The organism is Marinomonas foliarum, assembly GCF_003337275.1.
In the GTDB taxonomy this organism is placed as follows: Bacteria; Pseudomonadota; Gammaproteobacteria; order Pseudomonadales; family Marinomonadaceae; genus Marinomonas; species Marinomonas foliarum.
Genome location: NZ_QPJQ01000018.1, coordinates 43,350 through 66,218, shown reverse-complemented (window position 1 = coordinate 66,218; position 22,869 = coordinate 43,350). Strand labels below are relative to the sequence as shown.

Below are 22,869 nucleotides of genomic sequence, written 5' to 3'. Positions count from 1 at the left end.
AATATCGTTAAAATTCGCAAGTTTCTAAACTAGTACCCAAGTAAAAGAGAAGGTAAAAACAGGGTAATCTCTGGGATGAAAGTCACCGCTAGCAGCGCCAATAAAAGCAAACCAAAGATAGGCAACAATGGCTTAATAACTTGGTCGATCTTCACACCGCTTACTGAGCAACCTACAAACAAGGCACTGCCGACAGGAGGCGTACAAATACCAATACATAAATTGAATGTAATGATGATGCCGAAGTGAACTGGGTCGATTCCAAGCTCTTGTGCAATAGGTAAGAAAATAGGAGTGAAGATTAGCAAGGCCGGCGTCATGTCCATGAAAATACCGACAACAAGCAGAATTAAGTTAATAATCAACAAGATAATGATTGGATTATCAGACAGGGCCAGTAGCACATCACTTACCGCATAAGGAATGTCACCATTCGCCATCGCCCAAGCCATCGCCATAGACGCCCCGATCAACAACATGATCATAGAAGCAGTCATGATGGAGCCTAGAATAATGCTAGGCATATCCTTGATGGTTACTTCACGATAAATCAGTGCCAATAATAAAGAGTAAACAACCGCGACAGCAGAGGCTTCTGTCGCCGTAAAAACACCACCAATAATTCCGCCCATGATTACAACAATGAGACCTAAGCTAGGCAAGGCTCGAAGCGTAATCTTACCGGCTTCTCCCACGGAAACAGGCTCAGAAACTGGGTAGTTTTTCTTTTTAGATACGACAGCAACAGCCAACATCACACATGCGCCCATTAATAGACCTGGCAAATAACCACCAAGAAATAGCGCGCTGATAGAAGTACCGCCAGAAATAAGGGAGTAAACAATTAAGGCATTACTAGGTGGAATCAATAGACCCGCTGGGCTAGAAGAAATGTTGACAGCCGTTGAAAATACAGGGTCGTAGCCACTCTTTTTCTGCAATGGTGCCATGGTGCCACCCACTGCGGCTGCGGCAGCAACCGCTGAACCTGAAATAGAACCAAAAAGCATATTAGCAATAACATTCACATGCCCTAAGGAGCCAGGTAAACGTCCAGCTAACAACTTAGAAAATTCAATCAACCTTAACGCTAAGCCGCCTCGATTCATTATATTGCCAGCAAGAATGAAAAATGGGATCGCCAACAAGGTAAAACTGTCCATGCCTGAAGCAAGCTTTTGCGAAACAACAGATAAGGCCGCATCAAACGGCAGAGAGACCATAATGGAGAGAAGCGAAGCAATCGCAATAGAAAAAGAAATGGGTACACCAAGTACCAACATTGTGAAAAAACTACCAAATAAAACAAGTGCAATTAACCATTCCACGTTTTTTATCCTTATTATCAGAATTCTTTAAACCGCGAAAACATTACAAAAAGAGCGGCATTATCTAATCTGTAAATTATTTTAATCTTGCGCTGGCGTGAGCAAATCTCTTACCAAATACAAGATCATGCATACGCCACTAATTGGAATTGCGGAATAAACCCAGCCCATTTGAAGCCCCAAAACAGGTGATAACTGACCATTACTCAGCGTTTTCATCATCAATGATCCACCGCCATATACCATGATGACAGCAGCGAAAAACAAACCTATAAATGTAATAACCAATTGCAAGGTGGCTTTTTTGTTGCCATCCAACATCAGCAAAACAAAGTCCATCGCCAAATGTTTCTTCTGCCCCAAAGTGAAAGCGGCGCCTAACAATGCAACCCAAATAAACAAGAACCTAGCTAACTCATCTGTTGATGTACTTGGCGCACCAAGGACATAACGAGAGAATACTTGCCAGACTACACACGACACCAACACCACCATCAAAGTGACACAAATTGTCGATAATATGCGGTCAACCACATGAATAAATTTCGCCATTTATTACCCCCAAATGAGACTAAAGACACACAACAGCGCCTATTAACCGACGACATATTGAACCAAACATCAAATTTGGTCAACTAATCAAGGGGATTGGTTGACCAAAATCAGTCTGCGTGCAATTATTCGAACTTGAAACAACACACTTTGATAATCTGATACCTTATAAAAATATCAACACGGAGATTTACAAAATGTTAAATATTAAAAAAACTAAGTTACATCTTGCCACTGCGGTAATTGTTGGCAGTTTAATGGGCGCTTCATCTATGAGTTTCGCTCAGACCATAAAACTTAGTCATAATGGAGATACCAAATCGCCTATCCATAAGGCGCTAAAATTCTTTGCTGATGAAGTTAAAGAGAAGTCTGATGGAGATCTAAAAGTACGAGTTTACCCAAATGGTCAATTAGGTACACAACGTGAGTCTTTGGAGTTATTACAAAGTGGTGCGCTAGACATGGCGAAATCAAACGCCAGTGAACTTGAGTCATTCGACCCAGCCTACGGTGCTTTCAATATTCCCTATATCTTTAGAGACCGCGAACACTTCTATCGCGCTTTAGAAAGCGACGATGTTGGTCAGAAAATCTTACGCTCTTCTGAGAAATATGGTTTCGTCGGTGTGGCTTATTTTGACGCAGGCTCTCGTAACTTCTATACAACGAAACCTGTTCGCACCCCTGCTGATTTGAAAGGCATGAAAATTCGCGTTCAACCAAGCCCAAGCGCTATTAAGATGATGGAACTAATGGGTGCATCTCCAACACCACTTCCATTTGGTGAGTTATACACAGCGCTACAACAGCGCGTGGTTGATGGTGCGGAAAACAACATAGGTGCTGTAACGACTTACCGCCATGGTGAAGTGGCTAAATATTACACCCAAGATGAGCATGCTATGATCCCTGATGTATTGGTAATTAGTGCCACTACATGGGAAAAGTTGTCTGCTGATAACAAAGAAGCCGTGATTGCTGCGGGTAAAGACGCAACAGCCTTCATGAAAACACTTTGGGCTGAGTACACAGCAGAAGAAATGAAAAAAGCCACTAAAATGGGCGTAGAAGTTCTTGAAGTAAATAAAGATGCCTTTATCAACGCCGTTGCTCCAATGCACAAAGAAGCAGCAGAGAATCCGGTAATTTCGTCTTATGTTAAGGCGATAAAAGCACTCGACAAATAAGCAAAATCCAGCGACTCTTATTAGGCATTAAAACCAGATGAGAGTCGCTTACTTTTTACAGCCTCATCTTTTCAATCTATCGACCTCTAATCTCACACTGTATTAGAAAAACTAAAGTAGAACGCCATGATAAACAGTCTTGTAAAACCAAAGCGCCTTTACCAAGAGGTAGGACTTAAGTTATACGAGGAACTTAGGAAAGGCAGATATCAGATTGGAGACCGTTTACCACCCGAACGCGATATCGCTGAGCAATTAGGCGTGAGCAGAACCTTACTCCGCGAAGCATTGATTATGCTTGAACTGATGGAGGTGGTTGAAGTTCGTAAAGGTAGCGGTGTTTATCTCTTAAAACAGCCTACCAGTATTAAATCGACCGATCGATTTGAAGAATCCTTAGATAAGGATGATGTTGGTCCGTTTGAAATGATGCAAGCAAGGCAGTTGCTTGAAAGTCATGTAGCAGAATTTGCAGCTACCCAGGCAACCAAGAAAGACATTCTCAAAATGCGCGACGCGCTAGAGCTGGAAAAACAGAGTATAGATACTGCCGACGAAAATCATGTTGCAGATAAGCTGTTTCATTTGGCCATTGCCGAAGCAACACAAAATAGCGTGTTAGTCGACTTAGTAGAAACACTCTGGGAACGCCGTGAAAATAGCCCGATGTGGAAGCAACTTCATTCCCACATCATCGATCAGGCATATCGAAAGAAGTGGCTTATTGATCATGAGAATATCCTTCTTGCGATTCAACAAAAGAAGCCTGATGTTGCTCGTATGGCAATGTGGCGACACTTAGAGAATGTTAAAGACACCTTAATGCTATTGTCTGAGCATCAAGATCCTAATTTTGATGGCTACCTTTTTAGCACTAACCCAGTACAACTACCTATCAACGAGTAGAGCTTCTAGCCGCTTCCTTATTAAACAATAAGGAAGCGCTTTTCAAGATGTTTTTTTGTCTTCGCCAGGCACTGCCCCTACCGTTATAGAAAGCAACAAAAACCACCTAACTCCTTCCCACACTTACAAAAATCAATGCTTACTTAATTGCCGTCCTATCAATTTTAGTCTATCAATATAAAGAGCACCTTCTTGATATATGGAATACATGATGGATCATACTGAAGTTGAAGATGGTAGAACCGATCTACCAAATAGCCCGTTAAGGGATGAAGTTTTTTTAAAACAATTAGTTACTTGTTTACCTATGGGAGCCATGGTTGTAAATACCGACGCACGCATCCTTTTTGTCAATGACTCCCTTATTGATATTCTCGGTTATTCCTACGACGAACTACTTAACGTAGACATTAATATGTTGCTGCCTGCGGAATTCAGAAAAAAGCACAAAGATTTTATGCGGCAGTTTTTCGAGCATCCTCGTAAGCGCCAAATGGGCGTTGGGCAAGCTTTATACGCTCGCAAGAAAGACGGAGAACACATCCCAATAGAAATTGGACTGAACCCAATAATACAAAATGGACAAACTGTTGTTTTAGCCACCCTGATCGACTTAACAACGAGACAACGAGCAAGTCATATGTTCCAAAGCTCAATTCAGGGTGCGCCTCATGGAGTATTGCTCATTGATGCTAAAGGCATTATTCGCTTAACAAACAGCGCACTTTGCCAGTCTTTTGGCTATACATCAGAGGAGCTCATTAACCAATCGATGGACATGCTTCTACCGCAGCGTTATCGCGAACATCACGGTCATTTACGTCAGACCTTTCACCAAAGTCCAACCCCACGAATGATGGGTGTAGGTCGCGACCTTACAGCCCTTCATAAGGATGGAAGAGAATTTCCTGTGGAAATTGGACTCAGCCCTTTTGAAGACGAAGAAAACAATGAATTAGTGCTGGTTTCCCTATTGGATATCACAAAGCGCAAACGCTTAGAACAGGAATTGCGTGAAACCAATACCAATTTAGAAGAATTTACCTATGTTGCGTCCCATGATTTGCGATCACCACTTCGAGGTATTGCGGACTTATTGGAGTGGGTAAAAGAAGATTTAGGGCCTGATGCTATTCCAGATGTTACACGAAACCTCAACAGAATAGAGGTTCGAATTGAACGCATGGAACAGTTAATTGACAATCTACTAACTTATGCGAGGGCAGGAAAGATAGAGTCGAATACACAAGAAATCGATGTAAATACACTGCTAGACAATATATTTGAACTACTCCCTATTCCAGAAGGGATATCCGTTACTAGAGACATCCATCTAGAGCATTTCACATCTACTTGGACACCTCTCGAAACCGTTATTCGCAACCTAATCAGCAATGCCATCAAACACCATGATCAAGACACTGGCAATATATCCATCCGCTGTGTTGCTGAGAATAACCTTTGTCATTTCTCAGTCTCTGATGATGGGCCAGGTATTCCAGAAGCGGCTTTTTCACGCATTTTTCGCTTATTCCAAACGGTAACGTCTAACGAACGCAGTGGCACAGGCATAGGACTATCTGTTAGTCGGCGCCTAGTTGAAACACATGGTGGGCGCATTAGTGTTGAAGCAAATACAACACAAAGAGGCGTCACGTTTCATGTATGGTGGCCACGGTTTTTAAGGAAGGATACCCATGATTAAAAATCTAAACGTACTTATTGTTGAAGACGACGATGTTGCGGCTGAATCCATCACTCGCAGCCTTAAAAAAGTCGCTCCAGACATTAGCCTTGTTTACGCGGAACACGGTAAGACAGCGATAGAAATATTAGAAAACCGTCACCCAAGTAGAACATTAAAAGCCCCCTATTTGGTGTTGCTAGATTTGAATATGCCCGTCATGAATGGCTTTGAATTTTTAGAGTACGTACGTGAAGACCCAGTTCTTCAAGACAGCGTTGTTTTTATACTCACCACTTCAAATGATGATAACGACCGCTCACGAGCTTATGACAATAATGTGGCAGGCTATATGGTGAAATCTTCTGTTGGACCACAATTCGCTAAGTTGGCCATGCTAATGGACGCTTATAGAAATGCTGTTGAGCCTAACCGTTGAACTTGGAGTCACTATGGAAGCACAATTCGCTACGGATCTATTAGAAGCCTACGAAGGGCCCGCGTTAAGACTACTTATTGTTGATGATGATGATGTAGATCGCGAGCGTCTGCGCAGAATGCTGTCAAAATCCGATATAAAAACTCATGTGTCTGAAGCAGTTTCTGTCGAAGAATCTTTAGCGTATTTAAGCAATAATGAATTTGATTGCGTCATTATTGACTACCGTTTGGGATTAACTTCTGGCCTTACTCTTTTAGATAATATTCGCACGTCTATGCATAATCATTGTGCCGTCATCATGGTCACAGGGTTAGGCGATGAAGAAGTGGCTGCTGAGGCAATGCGACTCGGAGCAAGTGATTACTTATTAAAGAGTCAGCTACAGAGCAACAAACTCATTCACGCCATTATCAATTCAGTGCATCGTGCAGAGCTAGAGAAAAAGCTTCACGATATGGCCCATTATGACAATCTAACTGGGTTAGCCAGCCGACCACTTCTATTAGAAAACTTGCAACAGGTCGTTAAAAATAATGAACCTGCTGCGGTGGCTTTTTTGGATTTGGATAATTTCAAACCCGTCAACGATAACTACGGCCATGACACAGGTGACTATGTTTTAGTTACCATTGCGGATAGACTCAAAAAATTACTCCGCAAAGAGGACACCCTGTCTAGAATTGGTGGTGATGAATTTGTCTTACTGCTCAAGGGCATTGCTAGTAAGAAAGAATGTAACCTCTTCCTGAATAGGTTAATCAGCCTAATCAATACTCCTATTGAGCTGACAGAATTTGAATGCCAAGTACAGGTGTCTGCCAGCATTGGTGTGGCTTTGGTGACAGACGATAGTCTAGATGCTGACACCATATTACGTCGCGCCGATCAAACCATGTATCAAGCCAAAAACTCCGGCAACAACAAAATTTTGTTTTTCGATCCTCATGAAGAGAAACGCCAGTATGATCGCAGAACCATGCTGCAGGCCGCTGAGCGAGGGGTCGAATTAAACGAATTTGAACTCTATTACCAACCCCAAATTGACATGGTAGAACACTCACTCATCGGTGTTGAAGCCCTAATTCGTTGGAATCATCCAACCCTAGGCTTGTTGTACCCACAGACGTTTACAGAAGCATTAGAACACCCAAATACAGGTATTTTGATTGGTGAATGGGTTCTAAAAGAGGCCCTAAAGCAACATTCAACCTGGAACCTGCCAGACCTTGTAATTAGCGTCAATATTGCTCCGGCTCACTTACTAAGCAATAACTTTGTCCAACGCCTTGCTCTATTACTAGAGCAAGCCCCCACTGTAAAGCCTCAAGCCTTAGAAATCGAGATCCTCGAAACGGTATCTATATCTGATATTCAAAATGCAGTTGAAGTTGTAAAAGCCTGTAGCAAGTTAGGCGTACATGTGGCGCTAGACGATTTTGGAACTGGTTATGCGTCTCTAAGCTACTTAAAACAATTACCTTTGAACACGCTAAAAATCGATAAGAGCTTTGTACAAAACCTGTTAACGAACCCTGAAGATCGATCCATTGTGATTTGTATCGTGGCATTAAGCCAAGCATTTAATTATAAGCTGATTGCGGAAGGCGTGGAGTCACAAGAAATTGAACAAGCCTTATTAGAAATAGGCTGCCAATTTGGGCAAGGGTATTTTATTGCTAGGCCAATGCCAGCAGAAAAAATGACGTTATGGATAGAGGCTCATGATTAAGGCAAAATTTACGTCATTGTGTAAATCGTGACGATAATCTGCATTACAAAAGTTTCAAAACCTCTTTTTAGTTTCATTAGAAGAAAAGGAACTTCCGCTTATAACGAAGGTTGGTAGACTGCGGCGCATATCAAAACAAGCAAAAAAAAAGAGAGTCTACCATGATCACTAATGATGCTATGACGGTGCGCGATCAACGCACTAGCAAAATCATATTGGCTATTGCCGCGATTACTATTTTGTTGGCCACTTTTGCGGGCAAAATGCCCAGTGGAATGATCGGTGCCTTAGGCATTATGGTTATTATCGGTTTCATACTTAATTACATTGGGGACAGAACCCCCATTATCAATCAGTTCTTCGGCGGTGGTGCTATTGTCGTCATTTTTGGCTCTGCTTATTTATTCCACAGCGGTTTATTCCCTTCTAGTGCTGAAAGCAACGTAACAACCTTCATGAAAAGTGGCGGTTTCTTAGCATTTTATGTGGCTAGCCTAGTAACTGGCTCCATTTTCGGTATGGACACACAAACGCTAAAACAAGCTGCGTTAAAATACATTCCAGTTATTTTAGGATCCGCTTTCTTCGCTTGTATCTTCACAGGCTTAGTGGGCATGCTGGTGAGCAAAGACTTTTACGACTCCGTTATGTTAATAGCGCTTCCTATTATGGGTGGTGGCATGGGTGCTGGTGCAGTGCCTCTTGTTGAAATCATGTCTGGAAAGACAGGCATGAATGCAGAAACGCTAATGTCACAAATGGTTCCGGCATTGGCTATTGGTAATGCGATCGCTATTGTTATTGCGGGATTACTCAATAAACTCGGCCAGATGGCTCCGAGCCTAACGGGTAATGGTCAGCTAATTCGCGGTCAAAAACCAATAGAGGAAGAAGATCAAACAATAACAGGGTTGAATGTCACAACGCTTGGCATTGGCGCTTTATTGGCTGTCAGTATGTACTTCATTGGTACTTTGCTATCAAACTACATCAGTATGCATACCTACGCTCTAATGATTCTATCTATTGCGATCATCAAAGTGTCTGGCATCATGCCAAAAGCATTAGAACAAGCGGCCTTCTCTTGGTATAAGTTTGTTGTTGGCAATCTAACACCAGCATTACTAGTCGGTATTGGTGTGGCTTACACAGATCTAAACCAAATCCTAAACGCGTTATCTCCAATATACTTCTTGTTGGTTCTAATTACCGTACTTGGTGCTGTGTTTGGTGCTGGCTTAATCGGTTGGTTAATGGGCTTCTACCCTATCGAAGCAGCCATCACTGGCGGTCTTTGCATGGCTAACATGGGCGGTACTGGTGATGTAGCGGTTCTTGCGGCAAGTAAACGTATGGAACTAATGCCTTTCGCACAAATATCATCTCGAATTGGCGGCGCTTTCATGCTGATTCTTGCAACGATTGTAGTGCAAGCCATCGCTTAAAACGGTACTAAAGTGGAGCCAAGTGCACTAAAGCATTGGCTTCACTCTTATCTCTCCTTCCTAGTTAGAAAATACTTCCCCTACTCAGCTACTTTCAAGGTTACCTCTTTAACCATTGTGCTTAAAACATTGCTAGCTGCGTATATCAACATAATTTCCTCCCCAGTTATTCGCTATGCTAGATATCCCCTATAGATTCTCACCGTAATGAAAAGCCATCCAGCCTCAAATCAACAGAACTCAGCAACACAACCTCTCTCAAGTAAGTCTTGAGTAATAGTTAAGGTAGTAATCTAGAAGATCTATAAATCTTCAATACTATCTGCCTATAGGGATAACAAATCATGAGTGTTACTAATCTCTGGGAGGGGAAGCGTTTAACGACACAATCATCCTGTCTCATATTTCTAGCGATCATCACCATTATGGTTGCTTCACGCTTTATTTCGATATCGGCTCACGCAACCGAAAATGAGATAAAGCATGCAGCGTTAACCGTCACAACCACCTCCGTTCTGTCTTTAGATTGGAATAACAACATTGAAGCCTCTGGTGATATCGTGGCTTGGCAAGAAGCAATTATTGGAGCCCAACTAAACGGCTTAAGGCTAACCGAGGTGTTGGTCGATGTAGGTGACTATGTAAAAAAAGGACAACTCATAGCTCGCTTTGATAATGCAAGTTTACTAAATGACAAAGCCTTACTAGAAGCAAACCTTAACCAAGCTTCAGCTCTAGTTAAGCAGGCCAACATTGACTATCAAAGAGCGTTTGCACTAAGTAAAACCGACGGTATAAGTAAGCAGAACCTTTTGCAAGCAGAAACACAAAAGCAAACAACCACGGCAGAAGAGTCCGCAGTTACAGCTCAGTTAGCCTCCAATGCACTACAATTAAGCTATGTAAATGTAACATCGCCAGATGAAGGCGTTATTAGCTCTCGTACGGCTACTTTAGGGGGAATAGGTACGATTGGAGAAGAACTGTTTCGTTTGATTCGAGGCAATAAGCTTGAATGGTATGGGCAGCTCACAGCGCAGCAAGCTTCTCATCTCACCCTAGGTCAAAAAATCACCCTGGACCTTACAAATAACAGTGAAGCCATAGCTTATATTCGTCAAATTTCTCCAATTATAAACCCGCAAACCAGAATGCTCACTGTTTATGCCAGTCTAGAGCCAAACAATCGTGCGCGTGCAGGCATGTTCGCCCTAGGAAAAATTCAACTTAATAAAACACCTGCGCTTGTTGTTCCCTCCATCAGTATCGTTATCAGAGATGGGCGCAGTTACGTTTTTGAGTTGATCAATGAAACCCAGCAAGTAATACAAAGACCTATCAAAGTAGCGCGACGCCAAGGTGATTATGTTGAAATCACAGGCAACATTAAAGCAGGCGCAAGTATTATCAAGCAAGGCGCTGGTTTTCTCAATGAAGGTGACATAGTAAAAGTAGTTGAAGAACAAGAACCCATTACCTTTTCAGGCGCACACCTAGAGCAGGAGGCGCTATGAGTAAGCCTGCATATAACTTCGCCACTTGGTCTATTCGAAACCCTATTCCAACTATTTTATTATTTGTCTTACTCTCTATTGCTGGTATAAAAAGTTTTCAAGAACTGCCTATCGCTGAATTACCAGATGTTCGATTACCCACTATTCTAGTGACATTATCACAGCCCGGCGCAGCGCCAGCCCAGCTTGAAACTGAAGTAGCTAGAAAAGCTGAAGATGCTTTAGCGACACTATCGAGTCTGCGCCACATACAAACCTCTATCTCCGATGGAGTCGTCAGTATTCGCGTAGAATTTATGTTAAAGAAATCACTTTCTGACGCATTAATAGAATCTCGTAATGCATTGGATAGAATCCGTTCTGACTTACCCGATGACGTACTTGAACCATCCGTCAGCGCTGAAACAGTAGATGCCGATACATTACTCACCTATGCGATCAGTGCGCCACGCATGAATGAAGAGGCACTCTCTTGGTATGTTGACAATACGATTAGCAAAAGAGTTTTAAGTGTTCCGGGACTTGGTCGTTTTGAACGAGTGGGGGGTGTACAGCGTGAAGTACACATCGAACTGGATCCAACTAAATTAGCAGGACTTAATGTTACAGCAAGTGATGTATCACAAGCTTTGCGTATTACACTCATTGAGTCTTCCGGTGGCAGAATGCAGCTAGGGAATGCAGCTCAATCCGTGCGAACAATCACAACAGCAAAGCAAGCAGATGAATTGAACGCTTTCCCATTAGTTTTAACAGATGGTCGAACCTTACGGCTTGATCAAGTTGCTACAGTACAAGACACTACCGCAGAACGCAGCCAGATAGCACTTTTAAATGGTAAGGACGTTGTCGGATTCCAAGTTTATAGGGCAACTGGTTTTGATGAAACTAAGATTGCTGCGGGTATAAAACAAGTCCTTGAAGACCTAAAAGTAAAAGATGGCGTTGATTTCACTCTCGTCTATGACAAAGTGTCTGGAACGCAGGAGCAGTACAAAGGTTCAATCAATATGCTTTTCGAAGGGGCCTTTCTGGCAATATTAATTGTCTGGTGGTTTTTGCGTGACTGGCGCTCAACACTCATTGCCGCTACCGCATTGCCCTTATCAATCCTCCCCACTTTTGCCGCTATGTACTTTCTCGATTACTCATTAAACACCTTAACCTTACTTGCTCTTGCCGTCATTGTTGGCATCCTAGTAGATGATGCCATTGTTGAAATAGAAAACATCGAGCGCCATGTCCGTATGGGTAAAGGTATTAAAAAAGCCGCCGGTGATGCGGTGACAGAAATAGCTCTAGCGGTAATGGCAACAACCATGACTCTTGTTATGGTATTTGCTCCAACAGCTATGATGAGTGGTATAACAGGGTTGTTTTTCAAGCAATTTGGCTGGACTGCTGTTGTTGCTGTGCTGTCTTCTTTGTTAGTAGCTCGTCTACTAACACCAATGATGGCAGCCTACATGCTTAAACCAAAGACGCACATAACAGAAAAAAAACAAGGCAAATTACTGGTTTTATACTTATCTATTGTGCAATGGACGTTAAACAATCGCTTTAAAACATTAATGGCCACTTTGATTGTTTTTGCTGTCACTGCTTCTTTAGTTCCGCTATTAAATACTGGCCTCATGCCCGCCTCTAATAGCAATTACACCACCGTATCAATTGAGCTTCCTCCTGGTAGTGCATTTAACACCACTCTAGCTAAAGCAGAAGAAACTCGAAAAACACTTCTTGATATCGCAGGTATTGATCATATTTTTTCTACTATAGGCGTTGCCAGTGGTGAAAACGCTGACTCAGCGGGAGGCGATGTACGCAAAAGCCAATTGATTTTGATCCTAAAAGAAAGAAGTAGTAGAGCCACACAAAGTGATATTGAAAAAGTATTGCGTGACGTTTTAGTCACAGTACCTGGCGCACGATTTTCGGTTGGTGGAGGCATTGGACAGGAGCTATCTTTTATTCTTGCGAGTGACGATAGTACTGCGCTCAAAGCAAGCGCAAATAACGTTTTAACAGAGTTGCGGGGGATAGATGGTATTTCAAATATTCAATCTACGGCCAGCCTAGAAAGACCAGAAATTATTGTCCGTCCTAATCTACAGCGTGCTTCTGAACTTGGCGTTTCTACCTCAGCAATTGGCGACACTATCAGAGTAGCCACTAGCGGTGACCATAATTCACAGCTTGCTAAATTAAATTTAGATACTCGACAAATTTATATTCGAGTTCTGCTAGAGGATAGCCATAGATTGAATATAGAAACGCTGAGAAGTTTACGAGTACCCGCACGGAACGGGCAGCTAATCCCTCTATCAAGTGTGGCCTCTATCTCTTTCGAAAGTGGCCCATCGCAAATTGACAGGTATGATCGTAAACGCTTTATAACGATTAGCGCCAAACTCAATGGACGCGCATTGGGCGATATTATCAACGAAGCCCACCAGCTTCCCTCCATGATAGCTTTACCGAGTAACGTAGAATTAATAGAAGCAGGTGATGCTGAGCTAATGAACGAACTCAGCTCAGGTTTTAGTACCGCCATTTTGACCGGTTTACTATGCGTGTTATGCGTACTTATTCTGTTGTTTAAAGATTTGATTCAACCAATAACCATCTTATCTGCCATACCTTTATCTTTAAGTGGTGCTTTTGTCGCCTTATTGTTAACAGGTAGCGAATTAGATATCCCCTCCATGATTGGCCTCATTATGCTATTGGGCATTGTCACGAAGAACTCTATTTTGCTTGTGGAATATGCTGTAATGTCCATGAAAAAGCATGGGCTAAATATGCATGACGCTTTGCTAAATGCCTGTAACAAAAGAGCACGACCTATCATTATGACTACTGCCGCAATGATTGCAGGTATGTTACCTATTGCGATGGGTTTAGGTGCCGATGCAAGCTTTCGACAACCCATGGCAATTGCGGTTATTGGCGGATTAATCACTTCTACTCTCTTGAGCCTCATTGTAGTCCCTGTGGTATTTACCTACATGCATGGGTTGGGACAAAAATGCACAGCCCTCTTCAAAGGCAGGACCTCTATAGACAATAAGAATAATGGAAAGACTAAGACTGAAAGCTTGTGAATGTATTTAGGGTTATAACACTAAAAAATAAGCTCGTAAGTGTCCCGTAATACTCTACAACTTACAGTAAAAATTCGTCTTTCATAGAATTAGGAAAAACATGAAAAACAAGATTGAAACAAAAGAAAAAAACACAATGATCATTGAAAACGCTCGATTAATCCAAAAAAAATTGGTTTTACGCTACAGTATTGTACCTCTTGTCACGATATTTTTGACAACAGGGAAAGCGTTCGCCGATGGAACAACATCAGTTGCGTTAGGAGTGGCTGCTGGTGTTAGTCAGTCAGAATATCGTGGCGTAGACAGTGACCTCACAGCTATACCGATAGTGTTTGTTGATAACTCTTGGATATCTCTTCTGGGGACGACGATAGATTTAAAAGTCGCCCAAACCAATAGCCTCGCTTTTTCTATACGCGGAAAATATGGATTCGGTGATGGTTATGATCGTTCAGATTCCTATATTTTTGACGGCATGGATAATCGCGATTCCAGCTTCTGGGTTGGTCCAGCAATGACATGGAGCACAACGATGTTTGATCTAAAACTTAACACCCTTCTCGACACAATGAACAACAGCGAAGGTCAACAAGCCTCTGTCTCAATATCAAAAAAAATCCAAGTCAACCAGCACTTAAATTTAGAGCCAAGTCTCGGTGCTACATGGTATAACGACAAATATGTTAACTATTACTATGGCGTTAACCCCTCTGAAATAAAAGTGAATAGAGAGCAGTATGACGCTAACTCAGCAACGGTAATCAATGCAGGCCTGCGTTTTAATTATATTATTAATAAAAAACAATCAGTGGCATTCGATTTCAGTATCAAACATTTTGGAAGTGAAATGTCACACAGCCCATTAGTTGATAAAAAAACGACTGCAGCAGCCTATCTTGGCTATATATACCGTTTCAAATAATCACTGAAAAATAGCCTGTTTGCTTTAGATGAAACTAACTCTGAAGCAAACTCTGCTCTATTTAACTTAACAAATGAATTTTTATGAATCGAATTATTCTGGTTGAAGACAATGATCGCCTATCCAAAATGGTATCAACAGCATTGCAAAAGGTCGGTATTGAGTTGGATATTTTCGCAAACTTAGCAATGGCGAAACATGCCCTAGAGGCACAAGAGTATGGCTTAATTATACTTGATAGAGGACTTCCTGATGGGGAAGGATTAAGCTTACTTAAAACCTTACGTCAAAGAAGCGTAACAATCCCGTGCCTCGTATTAACCGCCAGAAATGCTGTACATGATCGAATAGAAGGTTTGGAAACAGGAGCTGATGACTAACTTGTAAAACCTTTTGCTATGGATGAATTAGTCGCCAGAGTTCGAGCTCTACTACGCAGGCCTACCGATATAAAACCCTTATCTCCCATTTTTGAAGATATTACCCTAGACCTACACAATGCTCAGCTTCAATGTGGTACTCAATCCGTCACTCTCGCACCAGCAGAAGTTCAAATTCTGTATATTTTGATGCGATCTGCTGACACCACAATAAGTCGCACTAAACTTGAACAAGGAGCATGGGGCTTAAATCAAGCTGTCACTCCCAATGCATTAGATGTCGCACTACACAGAATACGCAAAAAATTAAGCACCTTAGGTTCACAAGTAGTCATCTCAAACACTCGAGGACTTGGTTATGCTATCTCTAAAAAATCGCTTTAAACACAGCCTAAAGTATCGATTAATTATTACTTTTTTTGTCGCACTAACACTATTAATCAGCGGTATTTACAGCTATTTATTTGTCATGAACCCTAATCTGCTTATTGGTCATATTTTAAATGAACAAGCAGAATTTTTAATCGATGAAATTTACACAAATAGCATGGGAGAACCAGAACTCTCTATACAAAAAAGCAATCAAGATGCCCACTGGGTATGGATATATGAGACATTAAACGAAGACCTTTTTTTCCAGATTGTCGACCCACAAGGAGAGGTTGTATCAGCATCAACGAGGCAAACAAAAGCATTCGCTCCAGATAATACTTCATACAATAAACACACAAGTAATTTTACGTTCACTCGTAATAACAAACTTTTCTATGGCCTTAGCGAGCCTTTGAAAGCAGCGTATACTGGCTATAACATACAAGTAGCAACAAGCTTAAGGCTTCTAGAAGTATTCCAGATAACAAAAAGATCTCCTATTTCAAAAACCGTTTTACTCGTCTCTATACTGTCGTTATTTATTGTCAGCTTTGCTGTCATTATTACCATACATTTCATGTTACGACCGTTAAGAAAGGCTTCCGACATTGCCTCCAAGATAACACCTCAAAATATTCAAGGCCGCTTATCCATGGCAGAAATGCCAAGCGAGTTAATACCCCTGATTAGCGCCTTTAATGAAGCACTTGAAAGGTTAGAGCAAGGCTTTAAAGTTCAACAAGAGTTTTTAGCGACAGCTGCACACGAGCTTAAAACCCCTTTGGCACTTATTCGAGGGGAAATTGAAATGCTAGAAAAAACAAACTCGAAAAATCTGATATTAGAAGATGTTGACCATATTTCACGCCAAATTAACCAGCTACTTCACCTCGCCGAAGTTCGTGAGTCCCACAACTATACTTTTCAAGATATTACTCTCGTTAATACCGTAAATGACACCATCAAATACTTATCACGCCTTTCCAAAAAACATGGCACGTCAATACGATTAATCCAGATCAACAAAGACATTCACCTAAATGCTGACGCAAGTACCCTTTTCATCCTTCTGAAAAACCTTATTGAAAATGCCATTTACCACTCTCCATCCGGAACCACTATCGATATCACTATGACAAAAAACACCGTGAGCGTTCGGGATTATGGACAAGGAATTAATGAAGAACATCTAAACTTAATCTTTAAACGTTTTTGGCGCGCCCCAAAACAAAAAATCCATGGTGCTGGTTTAGGCCTAGCTATTTGTATGGAAATCGCCACATTTCATGGCTGGAAAGTCACCGCGAAAAACTCATCGCCTGGAGCATCATTCGTATTAGATATGTCGCCTTAAAAGGACAAATAGTAAAATAAATCTGTCTAAAATGAATTTATTCAGTAAAAGCTCGTTATGACTTTTCCCTTTTGTTTAGTAGCCCTTCTGCATGCTGTATAATCGCGTTTCATATTTTATTGATCTAGAAACGCGAATGACCTTAAAGTCTTATCTTGCCTTAATTACGCTCTCCACCATCACTCTTATTGTACTGGCAGTCGGTGTAGTGCTGGGTTATTCCCTACAAAAATCCTACTTAGATAGCATTAGCCAACGGGGCCTAGAACTCGGCCGAGTAATAGCTCACAATGAAAAAATCATTCAGGCAGTCGAGTTAAGTAACCAAGGCAAGCCTAATGACATTCAAGATTACATAGAAATGCTTCGCGCCCAAACAGATGCCTCTTACATTGTTGTTGTTAATAAAAATTCGATTCGTTTGAGCCATCCGGAGCCAGAAAAAGTCGGTAAGCGCTTTGTAGGTGATGATATTTACCAAGCGCTAAACCAAGGAAAAGATTACACAAAAGTTGCCGTCGGTACGCTAGGACAAGCGATTCGAAATTCAGTCACCATACGCAATGATGATCAAATTATTGGGGCTATTAGCATTGGCTATTTATCCCAACCCACCAGCGAATTAATTTTTAAACATTTGCAAGAAGCAGGACTACTGGTCGGTTTTGTCTATTTTCTCGGTATTATCATTGCGGGGGTTTTAATTCTAAAACTCAAACGAACTTTTTTGAGCCTAGAACCAGAAGAAATCGTTCAAAAATTCAAAGAACATGAATTAATTTTAGACAGTATTCGCGATGGCATTGTAGCGATCGATCATGAACAAAATATCACGGCAATAAACAGCATGGCAATTGAGTGGCTAACCATGAATGTGCTGAACGCCCCTCAGGTTGTAGGTAAACCATTGAGTGAACAATCACAAAGTCTTTCTCACTTCGCCCTAGAAGCTCAAGGGCAAATTACACAAAACCGTTTTAATTTAGGAAAATTAGAGTTCATTGCGACTTTATATCCGATAAAAATTCAAAAAGGCGATATTGGCTATGTCATTGTATTTTTTCCAGACCACGGTGAAAAATCCTTAGAACAAGAGCTAACCGCCACAAAAAACTACGCCGACTTGTTGCGCGCTAAAACCCATGAATATGCCAATCACTTAAACGTGTTATCCGGCATGTTGCAGGCGGAACACTATGATGATGCGATTGAGTTTCTTCAGCAGGAAAGCGACGGCGATCAAGTCGCATTAGGACGCATCATCAAAACTATTGAGAACAGCGCTGTTGCAGGGCTAATTTTCGCCAAACACAATAAAGCTAAAGACCTAAAAGTCGAAATGCTGATCGAAAGCGACTGCCAGCTTGGTAGATATCCATCTAAAACCAACGAAGCATTGGTCACATTAGTAGGAAATCTAATCGACAACGCCTTATTGGCCGCTTGGTCCAACAGATTACTTACGTCACCTTTTGTTAAGCTGTATATTAGTGACCGTAATGCTCACATCATGATTCAAATAGAAGACAGTGGTGCCGGTGTCGATGAAAAACTAGAGAACCGAATATTGGATTTTGGCGTCAGCAGCAAGCACAATACAGAACAAAATGGTATTGGCTTATATTTGGTTAAAAAAGTCGTCGACCAATATCATGGAAGTCTGGATTGGGAACGAAGTGAGGTAAACACCACTGTGTTTAGCATTTATTTAGATAAGCGAGCACTAATAAAATGAGTCGTATCCCTGTAATGATTGTGGAAGATGACCTGCGTGCTAGCTATGTATTAGAAAGCACCGTAAACCAACACAATAATTTTCATGTTGTCGCAGCCTGCGAAGGTATTCTTGAAGCGGAATTAAAAGCAGAAGCATTCGAACCAGAACTGATCATGGTGGATATTACGCTTCCTGATGGAAATGGTATTGATCTGATGAAGTCGCTAAAACAACGCGGTTTCAATGCTGCTTTTATCATGACAACCGCGGAAAGAGAAACCACCACTATCGAAACAGCCATTCAGCTTGGGGTAATCGATTATTTAGTTAAGCCAATCCGCATGTCTCGGGTATTGCAGGCATTGGATGATTATTTAGACTTTAAAAAACGCCTAACAAAAAACAATAAAATCGATCAACAAGACATAGACGCACTGTTCCGAAAAAGCTCTTCCCAAGATAGTAGCCGAAAAACCCCAAAAGGCATTGATGAGAACACCTTAGAAAAACTCAATCAATACCTTGAAACCATAGAAGATCACTCTTTCACAGCAGAAGAGGTGGGTGACGCGATCAATCTAAGCCGAATTACGGCAAGACGTTACCTTGAGTATTTAGAAGATCAAGGGCATGTTTGCATGACGTTAGATTACAAAACCGGCGGTAGACCAAAGCAACGCTACACCAAGACGGCTTAAAACATGATGATAAACCAGCTAACGAGCCTACTACCTCAATGCTTTGCCCGTAAACCAATGCCAATAAAGGTCATTTTTATTGGCATTGACTATCTCTGCTTTGCTTTATCCAAATCCTTACTCGACAATAACAAAACGTCTAAACAACCTCTTAGCATTACCGCTTTTATAGACGATGAACCTTGGAATAACAGAACACTCGTCCATGGCGTAACGGTATTTTCACCCAGTGAAGTATCTGCCCTAATACGCAAACATGGTGTGGATATGATCATTCAGGTAGCAGGTGAATCAATCAACATTGCAGACAATATTTGGGACGATATCATCAAAACCAAAGTATCAATAGTTACATTAGAAAAGCATCAGGACCTCAAAAAAATGCACAGTATCGTCTACCAAGCCTACGAGAGCATAAAAAAATAGGACAAAGGAAAATATCTCCTTGGTCCTATTTTTAAACGCTATATTTCCCACTTTCCCTACTGGTAGTATCGAAGTCGATTAGTAAGCGGATGAAAACGCGACACGCTGACCATTCAAGCTCATTGCAGTTTCAAGTGACTGAGTCGATGACATAGCGACAATATTCAGTTGATCCGTATAAATATCTTTAGGTAACTCAAGATCTTTACGTTGCGCCATCACAGTTTTAAATTTTTCAACGTCAATTGAATCTGAGCCATTCTTAATCTTATTCAGTTCATCTTCTGTTAAGCTGGCCATTCCGCCGCCAGGCAAATATATTGCCCCAGTTACAAAATCCACACCAAATGCAACAACGCCAGGAACAAAGAAAAACAATAAGCCAATGGCATCTAATGCAGCGACACCGATATCGATTTGACCATTTGTTTGACCGCGACGCTCAGGATAAAGTAATGTGCCGCATGCCGTCACTTGAGTAATAAGCAGCGCTGCTGCAATGCCTCGCGCCAAATGAGTAAAGCCTAGATTTTTCTTTAAACCAGTCATACTTATTCCTTATCAGTGATTTATACATTAATCACTTTAGCTTGAATCACTTACACAATACAAACTAAGCCATCTTTATTTCACAATACTTTCGCTCTGCTAAACTGACGTAATTTGGTCGTCTAGCTTATTAATAATGTATTCTCCTATCGGAAATGCACTGGTGGCTGCTGGGGAAGGTGCATTGCATACATGTAAGGTTCGAGCACTTTGAGCGAACAAAAAATCATGCACCAAGCTGCCATCTTTCATCACTGCCTGAGCTCGTATTCCAGCTGGATATTCCTGTAAATCATCTAATGAAACAAGGTCACAGTATTTCTGTACTTGCGCTAAATAGCCCGGTTTATACCAAGAGTTTTTAGTCTCCATTAGCCCTGTTTTCCAATGATTCATCAGTAACTTCCAAAACCCTGGGAAGCGCACCATATCAAATACGTCACGAAGGTTGATGTTAATTCGACCATAACCTTCTCGTTTCCAACCTTGTACGGCATTTGGACCTACCGTTACAGAACCATCAATCATACGAGTCAAATGAACCCCTAAAAATGGTAAGTCAGGATCAGGTATAGGATAAATAAGGTGATTTACAATCTGATTATGCTTTGTTGGCAAGCGGTAATATTCGCCACGAAATGGAATAATTTGAAAGTCAGTTGGTATATTTAGCATCTTAGTCAACCGATCTGCCATCAGGCCACTGCAGCTGACCAAATAAGAGGTATTCACTACATCATTGTTCAATGTGATCGCCACACGTTCGTGGCTTTCATCAAGACCAACCACCTCTGTACCTAGACGCAGTTCACCGCCCTTCCCTACAAAAAGGTCAGCAAGCTTCTGACAAATCTCTCGGTAGCTTACGATTCCAGTAGAAGGTACGTAAAGTGCAGCAAGGCCTTTTACATTCGGCTCACGCTCTTTAAGCTCTGCTTGACCTAGCTTATATACTTCTAAGTTATTTTCTTGACAGCGTAAGTACAGAGCTTCCATACGCTCTTGCTCAGCGATATTTGTTGCGACCAGTAGCTTGCCACATTCATCGAACTTGATATTGTACTGAAGGCAGAAGGCTTTTGTGGCTGTCGCACCTCGCTGACAAAAATCTGCTTTAAGACTGCCAGGTGCATAATAAACCCCAGCATGAATCACACCTGAGTTATGACCCGTTTGATGTGAGCCAACTTCTACTTCTTTTTCAATCAATAGTATGCGGTATTTAGGATAGCGCTGCTGTAACTGCCATGCGGTTGATAGGCCAACAATACCCGCTCCTATCACTGTAATATCGTAAACAGCACTGCCGCCTGACGCCTCACTCATTGCCTTATTCCTTTTATTGTTGTCAAAACACGTTCAAAGAACGAACCACATGCTCTATTAAAAAATAAAGCTATCTTGACTCAAAGTCGAATACTTTTAAAAAACCAAGTTTATCGGTACGATAGAATTCAATACACTCTTGGCACACGCAAACACTTCCCTTTTGCTCTAACGGAATATACGCCAATAAGTCCTTAGGCACCCTAACACTGAAACACCAACAATTCTGATTTTCATCAAGCACGCAGCCATTATTTTTTAAACAAAAAGGGCACTTCATCTGAACACCTATAGCCAAAAAAAATCCCTGCCGAAGCAGGGATTTTTATCATCAGTCGTACTTAAAGTACCAGCTTACCAGCCAGTGATTTCTTTAAGTCCTGCACCAATGTCTGCCAAAGAACGAACAGTTTTAACACCCGCGTCTTCTAGAGCAGCGAATTTTTCATCAGCTGTGCCTTTACCACCAGAGATGATTGCGCCAGCGTGGCCCATACGCTTACCTGCAGGTGCAGTTACACCAGCAATGTAAGAAACAACAGGCTTAGTAACATTTGCTTTGATGTAAGCAGCCGCTTCTTCTTCAGCAGTACCACCGATTTCACCGATCATTACAATCGCTTCAGTCTGTGGATCGTTTTGGAACATTTCCAATACGTCGATGAAGTTAGTCCCTGGGATTGGGTCACCACCGATACCTACGCAAGTAGATTGGCCGAAACCAGCATCAGTCGTTTGTTTAACAGCTTCATAAGTCAAGGTACCAGAACGAGATACGATACCGACTTTACCTGGCATGTGAATATGACCAGGCATGATGCCAATCTTACATTCGCCCGGTGTGATAACACCTGGACAGTTAGGGCCAATTAAACGTACGCCTAGGTTGTCACAAGCCACTTTACAGTCAAGCATGTCTAGAGTTGGAACGCCTTCAGTAATACAAACAATCAGTTTGATGCCTGAGTTAGCTGCTTCAAGGATAGAGTCTTTAACGAAAGGAGCTGGAACGTAGATCACAGATGCTTCAGCACCAGTTTGCTCTACTGCTTCTTTAACTGTGTTAAATACAGGAAGGCCAAGGTGAGTTTGACCACCTTTACCAGGAGTTACACCACCAACCATTTTCGTTCCGTAAGCAATTGCTTGCTCAGAGTGGAAAGTACCTTGGCCGCCAGTGAAACCTTGACAGATTACTTTAGTATCTTTGTTGATTAAAACAGACATT

Annotated in this window: 21 protein-coding genes; 15 read left to right on the top strand and 6 right to left on the bottom strand. The window is 41.6% G+C overall.

All coding sequences use genetic code 11. The features are described from left to right. Positions 1-29: 29 nt before the first annotated feature. Positions 30-1,328: a TRAP transporter large permease gene (locus tag DFP77_RS10855; RefSeq protein WP_114412308.1), complete on the bottom strand. Its 1,299-nt coding sequence runs from the start codon at positions 1,326-1,328 to the stop codon at positions 30-32. Between the two features lie 81 nt (positions 1,329-1,409). Further along, positions 1,410-1,880, bottom strand: a complete 471-nt coding sequence (locus DFP77_RS10850; protein ID WP_114412307.1) for a TRAP transporter small permease — start codon at positions 1,878-1,880, stop codon at positions 1,410-1,412. Between the two features lie 197 nt (positions 1,881-2,077). Between DFP77_RS10850 and DFP77_RS10845 the strand changes: the two genes are divergently transcribed. The 15 genes from DFP77_RS10845 to DFP77_RS10780 all read left to right on the top strand — a co-directional run bounded on the left by DFP77_RS10845 (position 2,078) and on the right by DFP77_RS10780 (position 19,766). Continuing rightward, positions 2,078-3,070 (top strand): TRAP transporter substrate-binding protein, encoded by a 993-nt coding sequence (locus DFP77_RS10845; protein WP_114412306.1) that lies wholly within the window; start codon positions 2,078-2,080, stop codon positions 3,068-3,070. A gap of 126 nt (positions 3,071-3,196) precedes the next feature. Continuing rightward, positions 3,197-3,976 carry an FCD domain-containing protein gene (locus DFP77_RS10840; protein WP_114412305.1) on the top strand — a complete coding sequence of 260 codons (780 nt, stop codon included), beginning with the start codon at positions 3,197-3,199 and terminating at the stop codon, positions 3,974-3,976. A gap of 211 nt (positions 3,977-4,187) precedes the next feature. Continuing rightward, the gene (locus DFP77_RS10835) at positions 4,188-5,681 is read left to right on the top strand and encodes a sensor histidine kinase (protein WP_114412304.1); all 1,494 of its coding nucleotides are present in this window, start codon (positions 4,188-4,190) and stop codon (positions 5,679-5,681) included. After that, positions 5,674-6,099 carry a response regulator gene (locus tag DFP77_RS10830; protein WP_114412303.1) on the top strand — a complete coding sequence of 142 codons (426 nt, stop codon included), beginning with the start codon at positions 5,674-5,676 and terminating at the stop codon, positions 6,097-6,099. Before DFP77_RS10835 ends, DFP77_RS10830 begins: the two co-directional genes overlap by 8 nt. Positions 6,100-6,112: 13 nt before the next feature. Next, on the top strand, positions 6,113-7,831 hold the full coding sequence (locus DFP77_RS10825; protein WP_114412302.1) for a GGDEF domain-containing response regulator: 1,719 nt from the start codon (positions 6,113-6,115) through the stop codon (positions 7,829-7,831). 161 nt (positions 7,832-7,992) lie between these two features. Beyond that, entirely contained in the window at positions 7,993-9,276 is a 1,284-nt protein-coding gene (locus tag DFP77_RS10820) for a 2-hydroxycarboxylate transporter family protein (RefSeq protein WP_114412301.1), read from the top strand. A gap of 344 nt (positions 9,277-9,620) precedes the next feature. Further along, entirely contained in the window at positions 9,621-10,790 is a 1,170-nt protein-coding gene (locus DFP77_RS10815) for an efflux RND transporter periplasmic adaptor subunit (RefSeq protein WP_114412300.1), read from the top strand. Beyond that, the gene (locus DFP77_RS10810; RefSeq protein WP_114412299.1) at positions 10,787-13,894 is read left to right on the top strand and encodes an efflux RND transporter permease subunit; all 3,108 of its coding nucleotides are present in this window, start codon (positions 10,787-10,789) and stop codon (positions 13,892-13,894) included. Before DFP77_RS10815 ends, DFP77_RS10810 begins: the two co-directional genes overlap by 4 nt. A gap of 100 nt (positions 13,895-13,994) precedes the next feature. Then, positions 13,995-14,819: a MipA/OmpV family protein gene (locus tag DFP77_RS10805; RefSeq protein WP_114412298.1), complete on the top strand. Its 825-nt coding sequence runs from the start codon at positions 13,995-13,997 to the stop codon at positions 14,817-14,819. Between the two features lie 83 nt (positions 14,820-14,902). Continuing rightward, the gene (locus DFP77_RS19810) at positions 14,903-15,199 is read left to right on the top strand and encodes a response regulator (protein WP_258861130.1); all 297 of its coding nucleotides are present in this window, start codon (positions 14,903-14,905) and stop codon (positions 15,197-15,199) included. Positions 15,200-15,217: 18 nt separating this feature from the next. Then, positions 15,218-15,583, top strand: coding sequence for a winged helix-turn-helix domain-containing protein (locus DFP77_RS19805; RefSeq protein ID WP_258861129.1), 366 nt, complete (start codon positions 15,218-15,220; stop codon positions 15,581-15,583). An 85-nt stretch (positions 15,584-15,668) separates the two neighbouring features. Then, on the top strand, positions 15,669-16,925 hold the full coding sequence (locus tag DFP77_RS10795) for a sensor histidine kinase (RefSeq protein ID WP_181858534.1): 1,257 nt from the start codon (positions 15,669-15,671) through the stop codon (positions 16,923-16,925). A gap of 136 nt (positions 16,926-17,061) precedes the next feature. Then, a complete protein-coding gene (locus DFP77_RS10790) occupies positions 17,062-18,660 on the top strand; it encodes an ATP-binding protein (RefSeq protein ID WP_181858533.1) in 1,599 nt (532 codons plus the stop codon). After that, on the top strand, positions 18,657-19,340 hold the full coding sequence (locus tag DFP77_RS10785) for a response regulator (protein ID WP_114412295.1): 684 nt from the start codon (positions 18,657-18,659) through the stop codon (positions 19,338-19,340). Before DFP77_RS10790 ends, DFP77_RS10785 begins: the two co-directional genes overlap by 4 nt. A 3-nt stretch (positions 19,341-19,343) precedes the next feature. Continuing rightward, a complete protein-coding gene (locus tag DFP77_RS10780; protein WP_239544017.1) occupies positions 19,344-19,766 on the top strand; it encodes a nucleoside-diphosphate sugar epimerase/dehydratase in 423 nt (140 codons plus the stop codon). Between the two features lie 78 nt (positions 19,767-19,844). On the opposite strand, the gene DFP77_RS19680 is transcribed toward DFP77_RS10780, so the two are convergent. From DFP77_RS19680 to sucD, 4 genes are all read right to left on the bottom strand, one after another. Next, a complete protein-coding gene (locus DFP77_RS19680) occupies positions 19,845-20,315 on the bottom strand; it encodes a hypothetical protein (RefSeq protein WP_220235534.1) in 471 nt (156 codons plus the stop codon). A 99-nt stretch (positions 20,316-20,414) separates the two neighbouring features. Beyond that, the gene (gene lhgD / locus DFP77_RS10770; RefSeq protein ID WP_114412294.1) at positions 20,415-21,641 is read right to left on the bottom strand and encodes an L-2-hydroxyglutarate dehydrogenase; all 1,227 of its coding nucleotides are present in this window, start codon (positions 21,639-21,641) and stop codon (positions 20,415-20,417) included. A 70-nt stretch (positions 21,642-21,711) separates the two neighbouring features. Beyond that, positions 21,712-21,921 carry a cysteine-rich CWC family protein gene (locus DFP77_RS20030; RefSeq protein ID WP_114412293.1) on the bottom strand — a complete coding sequence of 70 codons (210 nt, stop codon included), beginning with the start codon at positions 21,919-21,921 and terminating at the stop codon, positions 21,712-21,714. Positions 21,922-21,995: 74 nt separating this feature from the next. After that, on the bottom strand, positions 21,996-22,868 hold the full coding sequence (gene sucD / locus DFP77_RS10760; protein WP_114412292.1) for a succinate--CoA ligase subunit alpha: 873 nt from the start codon (positions 22,866-22,868) through the stop codon (positions 21,996-21,998). Position 22,869: the final 1 nt, after the last annotated feature.

Bases quoted from the DNA above. Each gene is read 5' to 3' on its own strand.
- DFP77_RS19805 (WP_258861129.1), top strand. From the start codon at position 15,218: ATGGATGAATTAGTCGCCAGAGTTCGAGCTCTACTACGCAGGCCTACC.
- DFP77_RS20030 (WP_114412293.1), bottom strand. From the start codon at position 21,921: ATGAAGTGCCCTTTTTGTTTAAAAAATAATGGCTGCGTGCTTGATGAA.
- DFP77_RS10810 (WP_114412299.1), top strand. From the start codon at position 10,787: ATGAGTAAGCCTGCATATAACTTCGCCACTTGGTCTATTCGAAACCCT.
- DFP77_RS10820 (WP_114412301.1), top strand. From the start codon at position 7,993: ATGATCACTAATGATGCTATGACGGTGCGCGATCAACGCACTAGCAAA.
- DFP77_RS10830 (WP_114412303.1), top strand. From the start codon at position 5,674: ATGATTAAAAATCTAAACGTACTTATTGTTGAAGACGACGATGTTGCG.
- DFP77_RS10785 (WP_114412295.1), top strand. From the start codon at position 18,657: ATGAGTCGTATCCCTGTAATGATTGTGGAAGATGACCTGCGTGCTAGC.
- DFP77_RS19680 (WP_220235534.1), bottom strand. From the start codon at position 20,315: ATGACTGGTTTAAAGAAAAATCTAGGCTTTACTCATTTGGCGCGAGGC.
- DFP77_RS19810 (WP_258861130.1), top strand. From the start codon at position 14,903: ATGAATCGAATTATTCTGGTTGAAGACAATGATCGCCTATCCAAAATG.
- DFP77_RS10815 (WP_114412300.1), top strand. From the start codon at position 9,621: ATGAGTGTTACTAATCTCTGGGAGGGGAAGCGTTTAACGACACAATCA.
- DFP77_RS10780 (WP_239544017.1), top strand. From the start codon at position 19,344: ATGATGATAAACCAGCTAACGAGCCTACTACCTCAATGCTTTGCCCGT.
- DFP77_RS10850 (WP_114412307.1), bottom strand. From the start codon at position 1,880: ATGGCGAAATTTATTCATGTGGTTGACCGCATATTATCGACAATTTGT.
- DFP77_RS10790 (WP_181858533.1), top strand. From the start codon at position 17,062: ATGACCTTAAAGTCTTATCTTGCCTTAATTACGCTCTCCACCATCACT.
- sucD (WP_114412292.1), bottom strand. From the start codon at position 22,868: ATGTCTGTTTTAATCAACAAAGATACTAAAGTAATCTGTCAAGGTTTC.
- DFP77_RS10825 (WP_114412302.1), top strand. From the start codon at position 6,113: ATGGAAGCACAATTCGCTACGGATCTATTAGAAGCCTACGAAGGGCCC.
- DFP77_RS10845 (WP_114412306.1), top strand. From the start codon at position 2,078: ATGTTAAATATTAAAAAAACTAAGTTACATCTTGCCACTGCGGTAATT.
- DFP77_RS10805 (WP_114412298.1), top strand. From the start codon at position 13,995: ATGAAAAACAAGATTGAAACAAAAGAAAAAAACACAATGATCATTGAA.
- DFP77_RS10835 (WP_114412304.1), top strand. From the start codon at position 4,188: ATGGATCATACTGAAGTTGAAGATGGTAGAACCGATCTACCAAATAGC.
- DFP77_RS10795 (WP_181858534.1), top strand. From the start codon at position 15,669: ATGAACCCTAATCTGCTTATTGGTCATATTTTAAATGAACAAGCAGAA.
- DFP77_RS10840 (WP_114412305.1), top strand. From the start codon at position 3,197: ATGATAAACAGTCTTGTAAAACCAAAGCGCCTTTACCAAGAGGTAGGA.
- lhgD (WP_114412294.1), bottom strand. From the start codon at position 21,641: ATGAGTGAGGCGTCAGGCGGCAGTGCTGTTTACGATATTACAGTGATA.